Here is a 16,919-nt window from a genome sequence, read left to right as displayed (position 1 = left end):
GCAGGTCGCTCGATGCGAAGTACGTTACGCGATCCGGCCAAGCCGGTTGACTGGGTGGTATCTCGCCAGCTGATCAGATGCTCGACTATCATTCTCAACCAAACCGCAAGGATGATGGGAGAGGAAGATCCATGGCGCGCATGATTCCGGCCACCGGACCGCAAGACACGAATAGTCGTGGTGAGAAGAAAATTTATGACCTGTTAAAGCAAGGCTTGTCGGACGATTTCACGGTAATTCATAGTCTTCCGTGGCTGGCACGCGGTATCAAAGAAATCGATCCGGACTACGCGCCAACGGGCGAGATTGATTTCCTCATTATTCACGAATCACTGGGCCTTTTAGCGCTTGAGGTCAAGGGCGGGGAACAGCGAGTCGAGGACGGGCTTTTCATCTATGTGAAAACCGGAAACACAGGGAATCATGTTCTCCAAACTCGCAAGAACCTTCATGGCCTAGCCCGGTGGCTGGGCAGTGATCCCCATCTGCGCTGGCGCATTGGCTACGGATTGGTTTTTCCACATAGTGTGTTTGGCGAGAACATAATTAGTCCCGGGCTCGTTGACATCACCGTCACGCCACCGCAATCACTGTTTATTGATCGCATGAATATGGGTGCTTCCGAGCTGGTGGCCCGAATTCGCGAGCTGATGGAGTACTGGAAGCAAGCCCTCGGCAACCCGGCACTTGGCGCCAGCCGCGCGGCCCGTCTTGTTGATGTGTTATGCCCGACATTTGACGGCAGCCCATCGTGGGGTGATCGAGTGGAGTATGACAATAGAATTTGGCTTCGTCTGACCCAGGAGCAAGCTTCAGTCGTGCACACGATCATGGGTCAGGCCCGAATGGTAGTAACTGGCTGGCCAGGCACAGGCAAAACGTTAATCGCAGTTGAGATCGCCCGACGCATGATCGCGCAGGGCAAGCGAGTGTTGATGTTGACGTTCAATGCCTTGCTTGTCGGGCATCTGCGCAGAGAGATTGATTCTGCAACGATGGCGAAAGTAGCGACCTGGCATGGGTTCTGTTCGGATTACGCCAGAAGACTGCCTGGGCAAATCGAATCCAATTCGAGCTGGCCGGAGCATGGATGCTTGGAGGATCTGCAGAATGCCCAAGCGAACGGGCTTGTCCCGGATTTCGATGTACTCATTCTCGACGAGGCACAAACCCTCCGTCGGGAGTGGTGCATCTGGCTCGCCGCGCAATTTATGGGAAAGCCGACCATCGCCTTCTGTGATGAAACCCAGCGGTTCTCCTTTGAGAAAGAGCGGATTTCCACCGAAGATCTCTGCAAGGTATTCGGGATTGAGAGCCCATTTTCTCTTACGATCCCATTGCGATCTCCCCGCAGCGTATTCGATCGTTTGCTGCGTGTTCGACTGCCTTCGTGCCAGATGATCAACCCGCGGGATCTGGAAGAAGATACATTGCAAGAGTACGTAGTCGGAGACGTGGACACTACGATTGATGAGGTGATTGAGGGGTTAACGGCCAAAGGGCTTGATCGAGCCGACATTGTCGTGTTGTCTCGGTTCGGGTGGTCACGCAATCGTGCCAGCGCCGAGCGCTATGAAACAGTGGCCCGCTTTCGTGGCATGGAGGCACCTGTCATCATCATTGCGGGAGCCGATAATATGGACGATATCGAACTGTTTTGTGCTTACTCCCGCGCCACGACGGTTTGTATCGCGCTGTACGAAGCGGAGCCCTTGGGTTGTAAGTCATCGCGCGGCAAGTTTCAAGAGCTGGTCTTGGAACATCCAGACAATGCAAACATCGCGAATACAGCCAGAGAAGAGGGCTTGACCAGATTCATCTTGGCTCGACACGTCGAGTCTGCTTCTGTTGGACTCTCCTCTGTGGAGCTGTCTTGGTGTGAGGCCTGGAAATGCTGGTTCGTTGACAGGCAAGACGATGCAGAGGCCGCGGACCTTTGGATAGACTACTTGCTGGCGTACCACGATTGGCCTGTATATTCTTGGACCTCGACCAGCCGGCGTGAGATCAAATGTGAAGATCCTGCGGCCAATAACGCTCAGGGTGATCCCCGCACGGAAATCTATGAACTCCGTAGGTGTGAAGCGTGCACAGATCTCACGCCACACGTGCGTCGATTACGTGAAGGGCCCGTATGCCAATACTGTACGGGTGCACTGGGGGAACGAGTGACGCCATCACAAGATGTCTTGGCAATGCTGCGAGAATTTGATGCCATTATCACCTCGCCGAATCCAGGGGCGATTGCACAAGAAGTGAAAGATCTACTCCCCTTGCCTCTGGCCGCGTTAGGTGCGCGGATATATGCCAGCGCCAGGCCACAAGGCGTGCCGGCCGAGCTGAATCAACTTCCCAATTCCAGCGTCCTCCACCGATTGGCAACGGCATTCATCTATTCTCGGATCAGCGTGAAGCCAGTGGGCACCAAGATTGTGCGTGACACGCTCGCGATAGACACCGGCCGCTATGTTCTTCCCGAAGGTCTCACGCTGGAAGCATGGCGTCAGGCGATCGCACGTAGCCTTGGGCAGAGCGCCAAAGCCGGTCTTCTGAAAAAGCACAAAGATGGCGTGTTTGAAACCATCCTAATCGACAAGGCATCCTCGCTTGGGGAGCCAAGACAAACAAAATCAAGTTGAGCGAGAACCCATTGTAAAAGCGGGCTCAGGCGCATTCCGGGGAAATCCAGGAGCAAAGAACAGAGAAGGAAACTGTCCCAAACCTGCAATATCTGCTCAATGTCGGTCGTATAGGCCGGCGTCTTGCGCTTCTAATTCGGTTCCAACGAACGTCAGCCTTTGTCACTGTTGATGTGCCCTGTCCGAAGTTGGTCGAGAGAAGCCAATATAGTTTATACGCATAAACAGCCACTTTGGCCGACCATCTGCCCCAATTCCCGGGGGGAAGGCTGCAGGTCGGCCTTTGCTGTCAGTAGGTTTGACATCAAGCGAAGTCAGCAATGCTACTGATTGCAGACGCTTCACCGTAAGTCGAGATACATACCCAAGCCCAACCAGACAACTACTGGGGGCTCTTTCCTTTTAGGAGATTGCTTCAAATACCCAACGCCCAGCACCCTTCACTATCCGGTTGATGGGAACCAAATCCAAACTGGACTGCTTGTTCGAGTCGTAATAGACCTTGCGCAGCTTTTCTCCGACGTGGTGGTTGTTTTGCGGCGCGCCGCAGCAGAGGCAGCGATTGCAGTATGGCCAGTTCGTGGACTTCCCTCGTATGTGGCTAACCTTCATTACCGTGTTGAGCCCTACAGCCTTCAGCTCGTCGTTGCTGACCAGCTCTTGCACCTCTTCCAGAGCCTTTGATAGCTGAGCTACGGTGAAGTACCGCTCATGCCACTCATCGGGTGGCTCCTCGCCAATTTGCATACCCTCAATGTGGCCGAAGACGTTCCGCACGATCGTATTGCAGGCCCAGCAGACATCTGCCATCACCTCCACATGTACCGGTTCGTTCCGTTCAGGAATCGTCCAACGGAGTCGCTTCATCAACATGCCCGCGACAAACTCTGGCAACGGTACGTCAAAGCCCAAGACATAGGGTACCTTGCCAACCTCGACCTGCGATAGCACGAAGGCAGGCAGCTCCTTGTCGTCCGAGAACGGCATATCGCGCAACCGAGCCGAGTAAAACCAAGCAGCCCTGACACCGGATGCCTTGTATCTGGCCTGCCTGTAGTGTAGTTCCTCATCGGTCTGTGGGGACACCTGGACTTCAAACGCGACCCGGGCCGCACCTTGTAGACAGTGAACATCCGCAATCCAGTCTTCACCACTTGGAGTCTGGCCACGGAGCTCCGTTGTTACGTGCCAACCAATCCCCTGAGCCGTGGTGGCGATTAACTGCTTGCACCAAAGATGTTCTTCACTCTCCGGCGCTGAAGTGCACTCTCCCCGGTGTGCATGTGCAAAAAACTGCGTTCCCCTAGAGCTCGTCTTCGGAATTGCGTCAGCATCGCAGCACGGCATGCTCAAGCCCTGATCCCGGTATTCCACCTTGAGCTTAGCCCAGTGCGCCTCATCGTAGTCGAATGCATGCAGGCTGGTGCCGGTAGTGTTGATTGCTCGAACTGGCATAGGGCTAGTTGCATCCCATGTGTCATAGAGGTCGCGTTTGGCCCGCTACCCGGTTAGAAAGATGAACATTCATCAAAGTTGATGGCACAAACAGCTAAGTATCTCAGCTGTCATACATTATGGTCAGATAGAACTGGACACACTATTGGCCAAGCTGTGGACAAAAATCCTAACAATTATGTCATTTATATTAAATTGCGAGCAAAATAATACTAAATAATGCTATGGTCTGCATGTCTATGAAGGAAGAAGCTCGATGGTAGCAGAGGCACACCTGATAAGTAATATTCCCATTATTCCGTTTAATGGGAATATCTGCTTCAACATCCTGAGGCAGCGATTAATAGCAGATGAAAAATCAGAGCGAGTGATATGCAAACAGCCGAGTTAATATATCGCGTCTATCCGTTCCTGTGGATGAAGCAAGCCATTCAAAACTCATTAAGTCAAGCTCTTGCTGCGAAGGATCACGCCCAAGCTCCCTTAGCAGTTCTCGGACCTTTTGGGGATTTACTAAACTCCAAATCGCAAGTAGAGACCATCGTTTGTTTGGGCTCAATTCTGATATTCTAGGCGCCGCATCCCAATGGGGAGACAGTTCATGGATGGTTTTTGCACCCTCGATTCCAGATTGAGGTATTATGAAATAATCTGAGAAATATCTGACGGCATCTTTCCATGCGGCCAGAAACATTGGTTGATGAATTTCTTTTGTTACTATCTCGTTGGCTAGTCTTACGGCATTCTCTGGGGTGTTTGCGTAAACAATAATGTCTTTCTCGGTGAAAGCACTGGGGACAAACCAATTGAGTCCATCAACACACACTGCGTCAGAAGGAGAGAAATATTTCTCAAGGGATATTACTTGCGGCCAAACATTTTGTATTGATTTCGGGAAGAATCGCTTTGCAACTCTGAACCCTGGAAGACCACTCAGGAGAAGCGTTTCAATGTCTTCTGAGTTGTATAGTTCAAAATCGATATTTTTTTCACGCTTCAGTCTTTCAAGTTTTTGCTCCAACCCTGTAGAAGCAATAGTTGAATAAAGCCCGACGAATACCTTACAGTCGAAACCCTCAAGTCGGTCGCGAATGTCAACTTCATCATTCACTCCGACAGATTCTTTAGAATGGGCGTAATGCTTACAGCTAACCAGTTTTTTAACTATGTTGCCATTTTCTTGCGTTTCGAGGCAAAGATCAATTCCTCCGTCAGCGCCCCTTGAAGGGCCTTTGATAATTTTTCCGCCAACTACACTCTCTAAGAATATCTTGGAAAATTTTTCAAACTGGTCCAAATCATTGGATTTGCCGCTTGCAGGTTCAATTTCAGTAAAATTTAGCCTAGCCATTGTGGATTGCCTTTTGTCAAATTCTTGGTTTTAAATTTTTCTTTAAAAGTGTGGCTTAGGTATTCTTTGGGTTTCTCTTTATTAATAGATTCAATACATCTTCCCTATTGTAGAACTTAACTTTTCTCTTGATGCCCCCGTGGTAAGATTTAATGAGACCAGTTTTTTCCAGATTTGGAAGAAAGCTACGGTGCATTCCTAATATTTTTCCAGCTTCACGAGCTGTGATGCTGTGTTGCATTGTGACTTTTACTATCAAAAAATCTTTGATGTGAATCAATTTCCACAGCTTAAGGTCTAAAATTTTCACAATTCCGGTTTCGATGTAATGAATGCGGAAATCATCAAAATCACTTCCAAGTCTATCCGCAGCTTCTTGAATATGTAAATACTCAGAAGAAGACAGCAATTCTAACAGATCGGAAAATGAATCTTCTGTCACCCTCACTTCTCGATTGTTGTCTTTTATCTTGTCGAGCACTCCATTTCGAATCAATACAATGACTTTCTGGGCGGATATCTCAAGTATCCTGCTGGCATCTTTGATGTAAACCCCTGGCAATGGATGGTGATTTAGATTTCCAGGTAGTCGCCCTGTCCTTGTGATATAGCCGCTGATCTCATTAAGAGATAGAAGATCAACCCCAACAATGTCCTTGCGGCGAAACAGGTAAACCAAAGTCCCATCTATACGAGGCCCAGCAATGGGACGCACTCCAATACTTTCAAGTTTCTCTGCAAAATTTGTCACGTTGTGTCGTATGGTTCGTGCCAGCGCACCGGCAGTAACATACTCAGCATTGAAACGTGCAATCTCCTCTGGGTGAATGACAAGTTTTTTGTGCTTGTCAATAACCTGGCTACTACCACTTAGCCATCCCTTCTTTACTAAACTCCGCAATATTTCTGGATGAACATCCAACTCTCGGGAAGCCTCTGACGCACCTAGTAGGTCATGCATTGATATCTTGTGAATAGCATTATTCTTTATTTTTAAATAATTTATTCCTTTATCAAGATCATATCCAAGGGGGATGACTTTCCCATTTTGAATGTCGATGATTAAATCTGCTAGGCTCTGATTTGGAGGCCGCCAAGAGAAATCAGAAGGTGCTGTTGATTTTGATTGTAGTAAGGATAGTAATTGCTCCACTTCATTTATCGATACACGGGCGTTGCTCAGGCCGGTAATTGTTTTACTCGTTAATATGCCTTTTTTAATAAATTCTTGAACTTGAGGGTTGCTTATCCCCAGTGCAAATGTTGCATCCTGCAGTGTAACAAGAAAATCTTGTTGGTGGCCTGTGTTGCTAATTATATGCAGGCTATTAATTTTTGATAGTATTCCTCGTGCCATGCTTCCTAGAGTTCCCTTTCTTTTAATAAATGGGAGGAGCTGTACACGTGGGTTTCGATGTTCGGCACGAGCTATAACCATCTGGCTGATCGTATCAATACTAGAAGATTTTCCGGCTCCCCAGGCACGCATCATGCAGAGGCGCCAATATTCATCAACTATATTTTCTCCAAGCCCATCAAATTCAGTAAGTGCCTGCCAGAATGAGAGGCACTCATCAAGTAATTTCTGAGATGGTGCCGTAAGCTGATCGTGTAGCCATACTGATGGTTCTCTATCTTCAGTGGGAGCAATCGTCAGTGTTAAGTCAGTTCCACATTCGCAAACACTCAGTCGCCCCCTGTTTAGTGCAAGAGTTTGGCTGCAATTTGGACATCGATCTAAAAGTAGCACACCATGTGTGTGGCAAACCGAATAGGGGCGAAGAGACCAAAGACAGCGCCAATATGGGTTGTTGGTCAGACAAAGAGGGCAAAAAACTGATGCGTCCATGCGGAAAATTTTTTCAGGTATCGCCGCATGCATAAAAATGCGAGGTGAGCCCCGGGTTGGCTTGCTTCGTAGAAATGCAGAACTGGCATAGTCTACGTTGAGCCCTAAGGCATTCATTAACTCTGCATAGCGTGTCTGGTCGGTTACAACTGCTTTTAAAGTACTAGCACCGCCATGCTTAAAACCACATGCGGACATTAGCTGCAAAACATTTTCAAAGCCATTTCCTTCTGCTGTGCGTATTAATAGGCTGGCGGCTGATTCATCCTGTTGCAAGATTGGGCGGTAGGGGAGTTTATACCTGTTCATCACTTCCCCCTGAACTGGGCCGCCAGCTCTCCTGTGTTCAGTCGGAAAGGGTTGCGCTTGGCAATCGATGCCTCTCCCATGACTCCCGAATCCCAGACTTCTGCAAATTCTTCTAGTGAAACGGATTGCCCCGATTTCCTCCAGGACATCAAAATTGCTTCCTTGATTAGTGTCATGACATACTCAAGGTTGCCATGTGTTGCAGCGAAGACTCTTAGTGTGTCTGAGTAGCTACCGATTAGTGGCATGTGTTGTAAAGAGAAGCGGCCGCGCGCATGAATACACATTTGGGTTAAGAAATGGTAGAGCGCCCCGGGTTTATCTTCAGTGCCTGGCACCAATGGTTCTAGTGAAAATCTGTGTTTGAAGCGTCGAGTCAACTGATAGCTTTGGTCAGAATCGATAAGTGCCACACTGTCTGGCGTGCCAGAAAGGCAAGCACAAACACCGCTGCTGTTCACCAAAGATTTTAGCCAGCGCAGCGCAACCATGTTTGCGGCGGCAGACCTATCATTTGTATTCAGTAGGTTATGACACTCATCCAAGAATATGATCTGAGTTCCACATTTTTGAAGAAGGGCTGCAATTCTTTTAGTTTTTGCTGGTATTGTACCTATATCCGGATTTAGGTCGTGCAATCCAGCCAGAATATTACTCGCCAAGTAATTCACAGAGACCGTGGCTGGCACCTCAGCCCTAAATGCGGGGACAAGCGTAACTTCAGCATCAATGGTCTGAATAATGCTCTCCTGTAGTCCTGCTTGAATAATTTTGCAGACACTACTTTTTCCCATGCCACCTTCAGCTAAGAGCATGCAGCCAACGGGTTCCTTGTATTGAAGCGATTGAATAATGCAGCGATGTATCCCTCTGATGGCCTTGTCCATTTCAGGGTGCCTAATCAGAACTTCATCTAGTTTTGAAATGCGCTCGATATTTAATGCTTCTTGATCTGATATTCCAAATTTAATCATTTATCCAACTCCGTAAAAATAATATCGTACCCATCTCCATTTTTATCGGCATTATCAGATTGATGATTTGTCGGTGTGGTATGGTTTGCGGGGATTTTCAGGGTTGAATATTCTTCTGCAGGCTGGGTGGCGTAAATGTTGGGTGCATCAGAGGGTGTTTCATCCTGGTTGCTTTGAAATTTTAACCGTCCTTTGCCATTGGTTATTTTGGCTATTTGGCGTTTGGCGAGCGTGGAGTCCTTTTGGATTTTTTCGAGAAGCTTCCACCATGCCAATAAGTAGGAGTATTTTCCGAGTCGTTTGAGGTCTGATTTACTCATGGAGTCTCTGACCTTCTTGGCTTCCTGATGGGCGTACCAAGTTAGTCCCATCGTATAATCCGGATTAGTTGACTCGGCCAGAATAAGGGTGCCGCGTTCCAATGGATGTTCAACGTAAACGGAATGAAGATCCAATTCGTCAACCAATACGGTGACGCGGGTCTCACCCATTTCTTCGAGTGTCGCCAATGCATGGGAGAAATACTCGATACCATCAATTCGTACACGTCCGTTATGGAGGCTGCGCTGCCATGGCCAGCGAGCGATTGCGTTGATTTCCTCTACAGAGAAGCTCTGTGCTGGCCAACCATTCATCGCGTCCTGCCAAGCGAGGATGGGCGCTCTACCGGTACGGGTATGGATGTTCTTGTGATAAACCTCGTTGATCCACTCAAGGATGAGCTCTTGCAGGCGCTCAAGCATAAATGCGGCTCTGCGACGAGAGTCATACTCACCACGGTCAATTGGGCATGAAAACGTAGTACCGCCACATTTTTGGACCAGTACATATGTAAGCGTCCGGAAAAATGATTCGATGTGCGGTTTGTCGTCTGGATCGCGCACTTCTGCCGGGACGATAATGATGCCGAGCAGCCCACAAAGACGGACAAAGGCCGAATTTTTGAAATCGACACCGTTATCAGGGATGATCCGGACCGGTATGCCCCCTGGCATGCCCAATCCCTGACGAGTCAGCATGTCCTTGACGGCAGCTAACGTTGTTGTTGCTGAAGGCGGAAACATGCTGATGTACACCCCGACAACAGCGCGTGTATATACGTCGATGATGCAGACTAAATAGGGTCTACCAATGATTTCCCCTGTATCTGGGTCTTTCAATTCGATATCTATATAGTGCGTGTCAATTTCCACCAAGAACATTGCCTGCGGGCTAAGAATTTGCCGTCCTGCAGCACGAGCGATGCGGTCTGCTGCAACTTTGCCTTTCTTGGCCACCGCGACCACATAGGGATCCAATGCTTGGATACGACGCTCAATGGTCCGTTTTGACGGTAGTTTGATTTCAGACCTATGAGCGTTTAGAAGACCCCGCTCTGCAAGCTTGCCAACCACATAGGCCAGCACGTCTTTGGCATGGCGGCGTTCGGGTCGGAGATAGACCTGTTGTATTCCTTCGGTGATGAGTATTTCGACTTCTGGAGAAAATCTGAGCGTTTTGTTACCGCGCAAATGAGTACGTGGTGCGAAGGCTGTGGCCGACTTCCCGTTTAGGAAGTAGCGCTGTACCCATTTAGCCACTGTTCGCGCAGCAGGAGGGCTGGGATCGTCAATCTCTTTGGCTAGAATTGGGATCAAATTTTCGAGTTGTTTTCGCGACTGTGGGTGCCTCAGTTGCGTTACCGCAGCACAAACGTAACGAGTTTGCCGAATTGTCAGCCGTGTTTCTGCGGGGCTAAGTTCGGAAAGTTTGCGATTCGCTTTGTCGGAGGACATTCGCTCAAGTTCGCCATCCATGAGCAAGAGCGTCCCCGATGCTTGCATTTCCATGAAACGTTCATAAGGCACACGGTATGGTTTGCCGCCGGCAGTGGCGGCATAGCGCACCATGCCAGCAGCAACATAAGTCACTTCGAACTCACTGCCGTGGATTACGAAGCGTAATCCCACTCTGGGTTCATAGGCATTGTTCGTCATTTTGGCACCCCCACTTGCAGGTCAAGCTGAAGTGGGCGATCCAGGTTCGCCTCAAGGCGACCATGAAACAGCAAATAGTCAATGATCAGTGGCGACAGTCCTGCCCCAGCCAGACGGTCGTACAACGCTTGGAGTGGTTGTGGCCCGGGCAGTTGGCCAATTTGCGCCATTGCCAGGTTACATTCCTGGACCGACCAAGATCTTGCAATTGCGCGGTTATACAGTTGGTAGAGGTTTTCGATCTGTATGGGGCCAGGCAGATCAGTCGTGTCGATCACGGAGAAGTCAAAACCGCATCGTGATAGTAGTTTCTCCGCCAAGTCGTGACGCGCCTGCTCCTCGTCAGTCAGGTGGCCTCGATTGGGCTTGATCTCCCGGACCTGCCAGCGATCATCCCAAGTTCGTATCAGGAAATCGGGGAAATAACGCTGGCCTTGGCTAAGCTCGATTTCAAGCGCTTGGCAGCGGTAACCGGCGACATTGGGATCGCGCTCAAGGAGTAGGCAGTAAAAAGCCTCTAGTTGGCTCTCCGGCACCATCGTTGCATTGTTGATGCGACTTGGGAAATAAGCTGGACGTTTTCCTCGTGAGCCTGGGTGGACGCGCCGGCGGCCGTGCAGAACATTGGCCAAGTCGGGTTTTGTGGAAAAAGCTTCTTCTGCCTGCTGCAGCAAGATACTGCGCAGGGCTTGATGGATGGGGGCAAGGTACATCACCACTCCCTACAGCACCGAACCGCAGACAAAGCGTTGCCCGTTCGGTGCAGTACACAGAATTGGATATGCCTGGATTTGGGTGTAAAGAAACCCGCCACTGGTCATAACCAGCGGAATCTCAGGTGCTCTAGGGGGTAAGGGGGCTTGACGCTGGAGGGCGTGATGACGATACTGAGTTTGGGAACTGTATTTGCCATCAGGCACTTACACCAACGGGGCATGCCGCCAGGTCTGTCCCGTTTTTACATTTGTCTTTCCTCCTTGCGTTGTTTGCGTCGAAGTCGTCTTGCTGGCTCTGAAGCACAATGCTTCAGCGCGTTCTGTATCCCCAAAATTTCCCTAATCAATCTAATCTGCACCGGACGCAACTCTCCGATGTGTTCGCGGAAGTCGTGCATAAGCCAATAGGTTTCTTCTGGGACATCGGCTGGAATGATCAGCTTGCGATGGGATGCGTCTGCAGCAAGGCGCAACTCTTCCTGCTCATTGGGTGGAAGATCCAATGAGTGAATCAGCCGCTTGATAAATTCGTCGGTGGGTGGCCCCTTGCTTCCCACTTCCAACGCAGAGATGTAGCTCTGCTCATAGCCGATCAGATCGGCTAGTTCGGACTGGCGGATGCCATGCTCCAGTCTGAGTTGATGCAGGTATCGGGAAAATGGGTTCACGGTAAATTTCTTGTGATCCTTTGAACTACCGTCAGAGTAGATATTTCGCCATCAAGTGTCAAACGTAAGTCATTGATTATAAATGCAATATTTGTTGCAAACTCTAGGTGAATTTAGCTGGCTAAAAGAGTGGTGCTGGACCGGGCCGGCTCCTTACCTCAAATAAAATCATAAGCTTACGACCTTGCTTGGCTGGGTAAACGTTCTGGTGAAGCAGATCACCTGATGCAAATCATGATTTTTCCGTGGTTTGACGTTTATGCTTTTGGCACGTCCGACTTGCTACAATCAAAAGCATTGCAAACGTCGTAGCCAACCCATGCGCATCCTTCATACCTCTGATTGGCATCTCGGCCAGCACTTCATGGGTAAGACCCGCCAGGCTGAGCACCAAGCCTTTATCGACTGGCTGATCCAGCAGGTTCGAGACCATGCCGCCGACGCCGTGATCATCGCCGGAGACATTTTCGATACCGGCGCACCGCCTAGTTATGCGCGTGAGCTCTACAACTTGTTAGTTGTCGAGCTGCACAACACTGGCACCTCCTTGCTTATGCTTGGGGGCAATCACGATTCTGTTGCCACCTTGGGCGAAAGCCGGCCCTTGCTGTCCTACCTCAGTACCACCGTCATCCCCGCAATCGAAGAAGACCTTGATAGCCAGGTGCTGGTGCTGAACAAACGTAATGGCAGTCCTGGGGCCATCGTCTGTGCGATTCCATTCATTCGCCCGCGAGATGTGCTGCAGAGCCAAGCCGGGCAGAGCGCGGAAGAAAAGCAGCTTTCCCTGCAGGAAGCTATCCATCAGCACTACCAGGCCGTGTACAAGCGGGCCTGCGCCAAGCGCGACGCGCTACGCCTGCCATTGCCCATCATCGCTACCGGGCACCTGACGACTGTGGGGGCTAGCGCCACCGAGTCGGTGCGCGAGATCTATGTCGGTGCCCTGGAAGCGTTTCCGACCACTGCCTTCCCAACCGCCGATTACATCGCACTGGGCCATATCCACCGCCCGCAGAAGGTGGGTGGGCTGGAACACATCCGCTACAGCGGTTCGCCCATCCCCTTGAGTTTTGACGAAGCTGCTCAGCAAAAGGAAGTGCTGTTGGTGGACGTGGACGATATTGGCCTGATGGGGGTGACGGCGCTGCCGGTTCCACGCTTCCAGCAATTGGTCTCGATCAAGGGTGACCTTAAAGAACTGGAGGCTTCGATCCAGGAGGCAGCCAAGCTGGGCAGTGCCGAGCAGCCGGTGTGGCTGGAAGTGATGGTGAAAGGGGACGACTATCTGTCGGATCTGCAAACCCGCATCCAGGTCATGACCGAAGGCTTGCCGGTGGAAGTGCTGCGCCTGCGCCGGGATCGGGGCAATGCCGTAGCCGCCCTGCAAGCCGCAGCCAAAGAAACGCTGGATGAGCTGACACCGTTCGATGTGTTCAACAAGCGGATGGAACAGGAAGAGCTGGATGAGGCGCTGAGGGCACAGTTGGACGCACGCTATCGCAGCATTGTGACCAGCCTGCAGGAGGGCACAGCATGAAGATCCTGACCCTGCGCCTGAAGAACCTCAACTCGCTCAAGGGCGAGTGGAAAATCGACTTTACTCAGCCACCGTTCAAGGACAATGGGCTGTTTGCCATTACCGGGCCTACCGGGGCCGGCAAGTCCACGTTGCTGGATGCCATCTGTCTGGCGCTTTATCACGAAACGCCCCGTCTCAAGACCATCTCCGCTTCATCTAACGAGATCATGACCCGCCACACCGCCGACTGTCTGGCCGAGGTGGAGTTCGAGGTAAAGGGGCAGGTATACCGTGCCTTCTGGAGTCAGCGCCGAGCCCGCGACAAGGCCGACGGTGCTTTGCAGGCACCCAAGGTCGAACTAGCCGATGGTGCCGGCAACATCCTGACCAGCCAGATCAACGACAAACTCAAGCGTATCGAGGCAATTACCGGCCTGGATTTCGCTCGTTTCACCAAGTCCATGATGCTCGCGCAAGGCGGCTTTGCTGCCTTCCTCAATGCCAGCGCCAATGAACGTGCTGAATTGCTGGAAGAGCTGACCGGCACCGATATCTACGGTCAGATCTCACAACGGGTATTCGAGCAGGCCCGTGACGCCAAACAGGCGCTGGACCAGTTGAAGGCCCGTGCGGATGGGGTGGAACTGCTGCCTGAAGAACGGCGGCAGGAAATGCAGCAGCAAATCGACACGCTGACTCAGCAGCTGGCTGAGTTGCAAACCCAGCAAATGCTGACGCAAGCCTTGCGTCAGTGGCGTCATGAGCTGACCCAGGCCGAGCAGGCAGCCGTGCAGGCACGAGAGGGCGAGCAAGTCGCCCGGAATGCACTGGATGAAGCCGAACCCGAACTGCAACGCCTGCAACAGAGCGAGCCAGCCGAGGGGATGCGCCCCGTCTATCAGGCTTGGCAAGACGCGCAGGCAAGATGGGATCAGGCCCGAAGTGCGCTGGACAAAGTACAGGTCACACTGGCGGATAGCCAGCAACAGACCGTTATCGCCCACTGGCAGGCCAATACCATTGCAACAGGGCTGGCTGAGCACGCCAGGCTGCAGTACACAGCGGCGCATGACGAACTGCAGGTCTTGCAAGCCTGGCTGGCAGAACATGGCCATTTTGCTGTTCTGGGCGAGCAGCTCAGCGGCTGGCAGAGCCAGTTCAGCCAGATCCAGCAGGTGCAGCATGCCTTGCAACAGCTGCACGAGCAGTTGCAGGAACAGCAGGGCAAACTGGAAGCAGCCGAACGCAGCCAAGAAGAACAAAAAGCACAGCTGGATTTAGCCCAAAAGGAGCATGAGCAAAAGCAGCATGCCGTCCAAGCTGCAGAACAGGCTGTGGCCAACATTTGCCACGGCCAAACACTTGCCGAACTGCGCGCTAGCTGGATGGGCGCACAGCAACAGCTGCAGTCCTGGCGGCAACTGTCGCAGTTGGCTGCACAGCAGCGCCAACACGCCAGTCAGCAAGTACTGCAGCACACCGCAATCACTGATACCCGGCAGCAAATGACTGCTCAGCAAGCGTTGCTCGACACTCTGCGCCGGGACTACCGCCAGTTGAAGGAACAGGTAGACGACAAACGCCGGCTGCTGGCGCAGGAGCAACGCATCCAGAGCCTGGAAGCACACCGCGCTGCGCTGCAGCCTGGTGAGGCCTGCCCCTTGTGTGGCTCGCACGAACACCCTGGCATCCAGACCTACCAGCAGCTGAGCGTGTCTGATACCGAGCGTGCCCTTCAGGAAAAAGAGGCTGCGCTCGCGCAGCTGGAAGAGCAAGGCAATGCGGCCAAGGGCGAGCAGGCCAAGCTGGAAGGTCGTTTGCAACAGCAGCAGGAAGTACTGCAGGTGCTGGAGCAGGCACAGTGGCAGGCCGCTACGGCCTGGCGCGACCAGGCTACGCCGCTGGGGCTAGGCGACAACGACTGGCAGCAGGAAGACAAACTGCAGCAAGAGCTGGCTAAGGCAGAACAGCATGACGCCGAATTGAAAGCCCAGTTGGCGCAAGCGGAGCAGGCAGAACAGGACCTGGCAGTGGCCCAGCAGCTGGCTCACCGCAGCACCCAAGCGTTGCAGGAAGCAGGGAAGCAATACGAGCTGCTACAGCAGGCCTGTCAGCATGCCATGCAAGGCGTAAAGTCGCTTACCACACAGCAAGAACAGGCACGCAATTCGGCGCAACAGGCCCGCAAGCAACTGCAAGCTGCCATTGCTGACAGTGGCTTTGTCGTGGCAGATGACATGGCGCAATGGCTGGTCGATCGACAGCAGGACTGGCAGGTATGGCAAACGAGGCAGCGTGCACAGCAATTGCAGCAGGCTGAGCTGCTCAAGCTGCAAAATCATCTTGAGCAGACAGCCACCCTTGCCGAAGGCTGGCAGCTCCGTTGGAGCAAACTGGATGTCGAAGCTCCAACCGACCAGGCCAAACCGGAGATCGACGAGCCATCCTTTGCCCGCTACACCGACCTGGTAGAGGTGCTGACTGCACAGATCGCTAATCTGCAGGGCCAGCAAACTCAGTTGAGCACTGACCTGACCTTACTGCATCAGCAGTGCAGCGAGGCTGAGGCCGCTTGGGCGGCTGCACTGCAAACCAGCCCCTTCGACGATGCCGATACCTTCATGCTGGCACTGCTACCAACTGAGGAGCGCCAACGCCTGCGTAACTGGCAGCAACAGCTGACGCAAGCGCTGGAACGCAGCACTGCAGTACGCCAAAGTGCAGAGGCCACCCTGCATGCACTGCAGCAGCAGAATCGCACACCGCTCGGCCTGATCGAGTTGGATGAAGCGCAGGCAGCGCAAGACGGGCAGCGACAAATCCTGTCCGGCGAACAGGGCGCTCTGAATGCCTTGCTGAGAGACGACGCGCAGCGCCGCGAAAACCAGCAAACGCTATTCCATCAAATCGAACAACAGGCCGCCGACGTCGATATCTGGCAACGACTCAACAGCCTGATTGGTTCGAAAGAGGGCGACAAATACCGCAAGTTTGCCCAAGGGCTGACACTGGACCACCTGATGCATCTTGCCAACCGTCATCTGGAGCGGCTGCACGGCCGCTACCTTTTGCAGCGTAAGAGCAGCGGCGAGCTGGAGCTAGAAATCGTGGATACCTGGCAGGCCGACGTCACTCGTGATACCCGTACTTTGTCCGGAGGTGAAAGCTTTCTGGTGAGCCTGTCGTTGGCTTTGGCGCTGTCTGACTTGGTGAGTCATAAGACGTCAATAGATTCGCTGTTCCTGGATGAAGGTTTTGGAACGCTGGATGGTGATCTACTGGAAATTGCGCTAGATGCGCTGGATACCCTCAACGCTAGTGGTAAGTCGATTGGTGTGATCAGCCATGTAGAGAGCATGAAAGAGCGCATTGCTGTGCAGATCCGCTTGCGTAAAACGGGAGGGGTGGGAGTATCTGCGCTGGAAATCATTGGTTGATGAAGTCGCTGTGTTTTTTAGGT

The 16,919-nt window shown here is 52.0% G+C and carries 10 protein-coding genes; 3 read left to right on the top strand and 7 right to left on the bottom strand.

Annotation, left to right across the window (positions count from 1 at the left end; all coding sequences use genetic code 11):
• Positions 1-77: 77 nt before the first annotated feature.
• Positions 78-2,639: an AAA family ATPase gene (locus ABKF58_RS16305; RefSeq protein ID WP_482582019.1), complete on the top strand. Its 2,562-nt coding sequence runs from the start codon at positions 78-80 to the stop codon at positions 2,637-2,639.
• 402 nt (positions 2,640-3,041) lie between these two features.
• Here ABKF58_RS16305 and ABKF58_RS16300 read toward each other — a convergent pair whose 3' ends face one another.
• The 7 genes from ABKF58_RS16300 to ABKF58_RS16270 all read right to left on the bottom strand — a co-directional run bounded on the left by ABKF58_RS16300 (position 3,042) and on the right by ABKF58_RS16270 (position 11,937).
• The gene (locus ABKF58_RS16300) at positions 3,042-4,094 is read right to left on the bottom strand and encodes a competence protein CoiA family protein (RefSeq protein WP_482582017.1); all 1,053 of its coding nucleotides are present in this window, start codon (positions 4,092-4,094) and stop codon (positions 3,042-3,044) included.
• Between the two features lie 358 nt (positions 4,095-4,452).
• Positions 4,453-5,445 carry a hypothetical protein gene (locus ABKF58_RS16295; RefSeq protein WP_482582015.1) on the bottom strand — a complete coding sequence of 331 codons (993 nt, stop codon included), beginning with the start codon at positions 5,443-5,445 and terminating at the stop codon, positions 4,453-4,455.
• Positions 5,446-5,500: 55 nt separating this feature from the next.
• The gene (locus tag ABKF58_RS16290; protein ID WP_482582014.1) at positions 5,501-7,603 is read right to left on the bottom strand and encodes a TniQ family protein; all 2,103 of its coding nucleotides are present in this window, start codon (positions 7,601-7,603) and stop codon (positions 5,501-5,503) included.
• Positions 7,603-8,577: a TniB family NTP-binding protein gene (locus ABKF58_RS16285; protein WP_482582013.1), complete on the bottom strand. Its 975-nt coding sequence runs from the start codon at positions 8,575-8,577 to the stop codon at positions 7,603-7,605. The genes ABKF58_RS16290 and ABKF58_RS16285 overlap by 1 nt, the downstream gene beginning before the upstream one ends.
• Positions 8,574-10,553 carry a Mu transposase C-terminal domain-containing protein gene (locus ABKF58_RS16280; protein ID WP_482582011.1) on the bottom strand — a complete coding sequence of 660 codons (1,980 nt, stop codon included), beginning with the start codon at positions 10,551-10,553 and terminating at the stop codon, positions 8,574-8,576. Before ABKF58_RS16280 ends, ABKF58_RS16285 begins: the two co-directional genes overlap by 4 nt.
• Positions 10,550-11,266, bottom strand: coding sequence for a hypothetical protein (locus ABKF58_RS16275; protein WP_482582009.1), 717 nt, complete (start codon positions 11,264-11,266; stop codon positions 10,550-10,552). The genes ABKF58_RS16280 and ABKF58_RS16275 overlap by 4 nt, the downstream gene beginning before the upstream one ends.
• 245 nt (positions 11,267-11,511) lie before the next feature.
• Positions 11,512-11,937 (bottom strand): helix-turn-helix domain-containing protein, encoded by a 426-nt coding sequence (locus ABKF58_RS16270; protein ID WP_482582008.1) that lies wholly within the window; start codon positions 11,935-11,937, stop codon positions 11,512-11,514.
• A 319-nt stretch (positions 11,938-12,256) separates the two neighbouring features.
• Between ABKF58_RS16270 and sbcD the strand changes: the two genes are divergently transcribed.
• Together sbcD and ABKF58_RS16260 are read left to right on the top strand one after the other, a co-directional pair.
• Positions 12,257-13,477, top strand: a complete 1,221-nt coding sequence (gene sbcD / locus ABKF58_RS16265; protein ID WP_482582006.1) for an exonuclease subunit SbcD — start codon at positions 12,257-12,259, stop codon at positions 13,475-13,477.
• Positions 13,474-16,896 (top strand): AAA family ATPase, encoded by a 3,423-nt coding sequence (locus tag ABKF58_RS16260; RefSeq protein ID WP_482582004.1) that lies wholly within the window; start codon positions 13,474-13,476, stop codon positions 16,894-16,896. Before sbcD ends, ABKF58_RS16260 begins: the two co-directional genes overlap by 4 nt.
• Positions 16,897-16,919: the final 23 nt, after the last annotated feature.

The organism is Pseudogulbenkiania sp. AW2-16 (assembly GCF_056824575.1).
The sequence above is the reverse complement of the archived record's forward strand: the minus strand, read 5'-3'. Positions and strand labels throughout refer to the sequence as shown.

Excerpts from the sequence above, each read along its gene's own strand:
- ABKF58_RS16305 (WP_482582019.1), top strand. The coding sequence starts at position 78 with ATGCTCGACTATCATTCTCAACCAAACCGCAAGGATGATGGGAGAGGA.
- ABKF58_RS16300 (WP_482582017.1), bottom strand. The coding sequence starts at position 4,094 with ATGCCAGTTCGAGCAATCAACACTACCGGCACCAGCCTGCATGCATTC.
- ABKF58_RS16295 (WP_482582015.1), bottom strand. The coding sequence starts at position 5,445 with ATGGCTAGGCTAAATTTTACTGAAATTGAACCTGCAAGCGGCAAATCC.
- ABKF58_RS16290 (WP_482582014.1), bottom strand. The coding sequence starts at position 7,603 with ATGAACAGGTATAAACTCCCCTACCGCCCAATCTTGCAACAGGATGAA.
- ABKF58_RS16285 (WP_482582013.1), bottom strand. The coding sequence starts at position 8,577 with ATGATTAAATTTGGAATATCAGATCAAGAAGCATTAAATATCGAGCGC.
- ABKF58_RS16280 (WP_482582011.1), bottom strand. The coding sequence starts at position 10,553 with ATGACGAACAATGCCTATGAACCCAGAGTGGGATTACGCTTCGTAATC.
- ABKF58_RS16275 (WP_482582009.1), bottom strand. The coding sequence starts at position 11,266 with ATGTACCTTGCCCCCATCCATCAAGCCCTGCGCAGTATCTTGCTGCAG.
- sbcD (WP_482582006.1), top strand. The coding sequence starts at position 12,257 with ATGCGCATCCTTCATACCTCTGATTGGCATCTCGGCCAGCACTTCATG.
- ABKF58_RS16260 (WP_482582004.1), top strand. The coding sequence starts at position 13,474 with ATGAAGATCCTGACCCTGCGCCTGAAGAACCTCAACTCGCTCAAGGGC.